Source organism: Roseomonas sp. TAS13 (genome assembly GCF_001950415.1).
GTDB lineage: Bacteria > Pseudomonadota > Alphaproteobacteria > Acetobacterales > Acetobacteraceae > Roseomonas > Roseomonas mucosa.
Genome location: NZ_BDLP01000353.1, coordinates 1 through 4517, shown reverse-complemented (window position 1 = coordinate 4517; position 4517 = coordinate 1). Strand labels below are relative to the sequence as shown.

Annotated in this window: 5 protein-coding genes; 3 read left to right on the top strand and 2 right to left on the bottom strand. The window is 70.3% G+C overall.

The genetic code is table 11. The features are described from left to right. Positions 1-358: 358 nt before the first annotated feature. The gene (locus tag ROTAS13_RS27385; RefSeq protein ID WP_171979171.1) at positions 359-535 is read left to right on the top strand and encodes a hypothetical protein; all 177 of its coding nucleotides are present in this window, start codon (positions 359-361) and stop codon (positions 533-535) included. Between the two features lie 100 nt (positions 536-635). Here ROTAS13_RS27385 and htpG read toward each other — a convergent pair whose 3' ends face one another. Continuing rightward, positions 636-2474 (bottom strand): molecular chaperone HtpG, encoded by a 1839-nt coding sequence (gene htpG / locus ROTAS13_RS19960; protein ID WP_075823206.1) that lies wholly within the window; start codon positions 2472-2474, stop codon positions 636-638. Between the two features lie 175 nt (positions 2475-2649). Between htpG and nth the strand changes: the two genes are divergently transcribed. Beyond that, a complete protein-coding gene (gene nth, locus ROTAS13_RS19955; protein ID WP_051004712.1) occupies positions 2650-3348 on the top strand; it encodes an endonuclease III in 699 nt (232 codons plus the stop codon). A gap of 207 nt (positions 3349-3555) precedes the next feature. Next, on the top strand, positions 3556-3999 hold the full coding sequence (locus ROTAS13_RS19950; RefSeq protein WP_075823205.1) for a DUF3597 domain-containing protein: 444 nt from the start codon (positions 3556-3558) through the stop codon (positions 3997-3999). Between the two features lie 123 nt (positions 4000-4122). Here ROTAS13_RS19950 and ROTAS13_RS19945 read toward each other — a convergent pair whose 3' ends face one another. Continuing rightward, a complete protein-coding gene (locus tag ROTAS13_RS19945) occupies positions 4123-4407 on the bottom strand; it encodes a CinA family protein (protein ID WP_252570917.1) in 285 nt (94 codons plus the stop codon). Between the last annotated feature and the right edge of the window lie 110 nt (positions 4408-4517).

Below are 4517 nucleotides of genomic sequence, written 5' to 3'. Positions count from 1 at the left end.
GCCCCAGTGCTAGCACCAGTGCTGGCACTCGTGTTCGCCACCCATCGCGCCATCGCCATACCTCCGCGACGGCTTACCTCGCGGCATCAGCAGACCGGATCAAGAAGGGCGGTCACGCCGCGCTTACGGGATAGGCGGCGAGGGCGCGACGCAGCGGCAGCATGGCGAGGCCGCCACCCAGGCCCGCCGCCAGGGTGGACCGGCGCGTGATGCGGTGGTCGTTCATGGACATTTCCTTCTCCCGGTCCGGCCCTCTCCGGGGCCGGACCTTTCATGCGGCCACTCCCGGTGACGGACCGGAGACGGCATGGCCAGGGCTTCTATATGATATCATATGACATGATAGTATAGCCTCCCGATGCCGGACCCGAAGGCCTGCGCCGCGACGGCCCTGTGCCAGCACTGCGGCCCGCTGCGTCTGGCCGAGTTCCTGACCTGTCGCCCGTCGGTGGTGGCGGAGAGCGTCAGCCAGGCCTTCGCGGCGCGCTATGCGGAGGAATTCGGCCTCGGCGTTCCCGAAGGGCGGGTCATCTGACCAAGCTGCACCGGCATGCTGTGCAACTGCCGGGATAGGCCAGGTCCGCCGGCGGGGTGCCCCACGCGCCCGGCCCGCCGGGAGGCGGGCCGGGCGGCTTTCAGAAGGCGAGCGCGGCGGCGACGCGCCGGGCGAAGCCCGCCGGGTCGCGCGGCGTGTCGCCATCCTGCACCCGGGCGAGGTCGAGCAGCAGGCCCGCCTTTTCCGCCAGCGCCGTGTCCGTCGCCACGCCCTCGGCCAGCCTGCGGATCAGCGGGTGGCGCGGGTTGATCTCCAGCACCGGCAGGCCGGCGCCGCTGCCCCGCCCGGCGCGGCGCAGCATGCGCTGCATCTGCAGGTCGGGGCCGTATTGCGGGGCGGCCAGGACCACCGCGCTTTCCACCAGCCGGTCCGTCGCGCGCACCTCGCCGACCTCGTCCTTCAGCGCCTCCTTCAGCCGGGCGAGCAACTCGGCGACATCGGCGGCCTCGCCCGACGCCTCGCCAGCCTCGGGGGCGCCCGTGATCTTCGACAGGTCCACCATGCCCTGGGTGACGCTGCGGATCGGCTTGCCCTCGAACTCCGCGAGGCGCTCCGGCCAGAAGGCATCGATGCCGTCGGACAGCAGCAGCACCTCCACCCCCTTGGCGCGGAAGCCCTCCAGTTGCGGCGAGTGCGCCAGGGCGGCCGGGTCGTCGCCGAGCAGGAAGTGGATCGCCTCCTGCCCCTCCTTCATCCGCGCGACATAGTCGGCGAGCGAGGTCCAGCTCTCCACGGCGGAGGAGCGGAAGCGCAGCAGGGTCGCGACCTCCTTGCGGTGTTCGGCATCCTCCCAGGCGCCTTCCTTCAGGACCGGGCCGAAATTCTCCCAGAACTTCGCGTAGTCCGCCTCATCCTTGGCGCGGGACTTCAGGTCCGACAGGACGCGGTTCGTCACCGCCTTGCGGATGCGCGCCAGGACGGGGGTGGACTGCAGCATCTCGCGGCTGACATTCAGCGGCAGGTCCTCGGTGTCCACCACGCCTTCCACGAAGCGCAGCCAGGGCGGCAGCAGCCCGGCCTCATCGGTGATGAACATGCGCCGGACATGCAGCCGCAGCCGGCTTTCCCGCTCGCCCTCCACCGCCTGGAAGGGCTTCATGCCCGGGATGAAGAGCAGGGCGCTGTAGTCCAGCGTCCCTTCCGCGCGCCAGTGCAGCGTGGCCCAGGGCTGGTCGAAGGCATGGGCGACGTGGCGGTAGAACTCGGTGTACTGCTCCTCCGTCACCTCGGATTTCGGCTTGCGCCAGAGCGCGGTGCCCTCGTTGGCCGGCTCGTCCTTGCCGTCCTGCGCCACGGTGATGGGGATGGTGATGTGGTCGGCCCATTTGCGGATGACCGCCTGCAGCCGGAAGGGCTCCAGGAACTCCTCCGCATCCGCCTTCATGTGCAGGACGATGTCGGTGCCGGGTTCCGCCCGGCTGGCGGGGGCCAGCGTGTAGCTGCCCTGCCCCTCCGAGGCCCAGCACCAGGCCTCCTCGCCGCCGGCGCGGCGGGAGGTGACCTCGACCCGCTCCGCCACCATGAAGGCCGAGTAGAAGCCGACGCCGAACTGGCCGATCAGGCTGGGCTTCTCCATGGCCTGCGCCTGGGCCAGCGAGCGGGTGAAGGCCAGCGTGCCCGAGCGGGCGATGGTGCCCAGATGCTGCGCCAGCTCGGCCTTCGACATGCCGATGCCCGGGTCGGAGATGGTCAGCGTCCGCGCCGCCTTGTCCGGCACGATCCGGACCCTGGCCTCGGCCGGCAGGCCCAGCGTGCTGTCGGTCAGCGCCTCGAAGCGGCGCCGGTCCACGGCATCGGCGGCATTGGCCACCAGCTCGCGCAGGAAGATCTCGCGGTCGGAATAGAGCGCGTGCACCACGAGGTCGAGAAGGCGCCCCACCTCGGCGCCGAATTCGTGCCGCTCCAGCGTTTCGCTCACCGTCAGTCCTCTCGGTCAGGGGTTCAAGCTGGCGCGCGATATGCGGGGAATGCCGGATCGTTTCAACGGGTTGCATCCGGGGATCTCCTGGCCGCCGGCCATGGCCCGGACCGGCGGGATGTGCATGCGGCATGCCGCGCGCTGAACCCGCGTGGCCGGGCGGCGTTTCTGCGGCATGCCCCACACAGCCGAGATCGTGGCGGAAGCCGCGCCCAGGGAACCCTTCGATTTCGACGAAGCGTTCCGGCGGCTGCGGCGGGCCGTCGCCGAGGTGCCGAAGGCGGCGATGTTCGAGCTGCGGGACCGGGGCTATGGCAGCCTGTTCGAGCAGCTGGTGGCGAGCCTCATCTCCGCCCGCACCCGCGACGAGACCACGATTCCGGTCTGCCTCCGACTCTTCGCCGCGGCGCGCACCCCGGAGGCGATGGCGGCGCTGGAGGAGGCGGAGCTCGTGCGCCTCCTGCATGGCGCCACCTTTCCCGAACCGAAGGCACGCGACCTGATCGCCCTGTCGCGGCGGATTGCCGGGGAGTTCGGCGGCATCGTCCCCGACACGGTCGAGGGGCTGATGGCCTTCCGCGGCGTCGGGCCGAAGATCGCCTCCCTCGCGCTCGGCGTGGCGCTGGGTCAGGCGCATATCGCCGTGGACATCCATGTCCATCGCGTGACCAACCGCTGGGGCATCGTCGCGACCGGCACGCCGGACCGGACCCAGGCCGCCCTGGTGGCGATCCTGCCGCGCCGCTACTGGGTGGAGATCAACGAGCGCCTCGTCCCCTTCGGCAAGCATGTCTGCACGGGCGAGCGGCCCCGCTGTTCGTCCTGCCTGCTGCTGAGCATGTGCCGGCAGGTCGGGGTGACGACCCATCGCTGATGGCTGCGCCGCAGGAAGCGCCCGGCAGGGTGGCCTCCAGGGGCATCGTGGCGCGCTCCTTCTTCGGTTGCCGTGGCAACATGGCCGGACATCCCGCGTTACCCGTCGCAGCCATCCGGCCGGAGCGGGCGCGCGTTTCGCTCAACCGGCGCCGGAACTCCTGACGGGTCTGTCCGTTCCCCGTCCATCTTCTTGAAAGGAAGCAAGATGAGCATCTTCAGCTCGATCCTGAACAAGATCTTCCACCCCGCCGGTGCGGCGCAGGCTGCCACGCCGGCAGGTTCCGACCAGGCGCCGGATGCGGGCGCCGCCCCTGCTGCTGCGGCGCCGGCAGGCGTGGCTCCGGCGGGTGCGGCTCCGGCGGGCGCCGGGTCGGTCCAGTCCTCGGGTCAGGAAGTGGATGTCGAATCCGTGCTGGAGGGGATCGCCGCGCAGAAAGGCGGCGGCGGCAACTGGCGGACGTCGATTGTCGACCTGCTGAAGATGCTGGATCTCGATTCCAGCCTGGATGCGCGCAAGCAGCTCGCGAGCGAGCTCAACGTGCATGCCGGAGCGGATGGCAGTGCCGAGCAGAACATCGCCCTGTCGAAGGCGGTGTGGCAGCAGCTCGCCCAGAATGGCGGCAAGGTGCCCGACAGCCTGAAGCACTGAGGGTTGCGCGAAGGGAGGGGCGCAGGCCTTCCTCCCTTCGTAGCCCGGGAGTTCCCTTTCGGCCTGAGGCCGCTCCTCTGTCCAGAACGGGACGGCAGCCCTGCTGGCCGTGTCCCGGCGCGATCAGGATTGCGGTGCCGTCCCGGCTCCGCTTTCCATGGCTTCGATGAGAAGGTCCAGCAGGGCGGCGGCAAAGGTCCGCATATTGGCCGGGCGGTCCTGGCTCCCGGTTTCCAATCGCCGCGTCAAAGCCATCGGGCCGGCGACCGCGATGCAGGCATGGCCGGCGGGATCGCCATAGCGGTTGCCGCCAGGGCCAGCCGCACCGGTCTCGGCAATGCCCCAATGCGTGGCGAAACGCTTCTGGACGCTGCTGGCGAGCAGCATGGCATAGTCGGCCTTGAACAACGTCTTCAGGCTGTCGCCCCTGCGAGCAGGGTGCGGCCTGTCGGGACGCTGGCTTGGCTGATCGGGGTGAGGATTGCCTGTCGGAGGGCGGCGAGGAGAGCGGCCAAAAG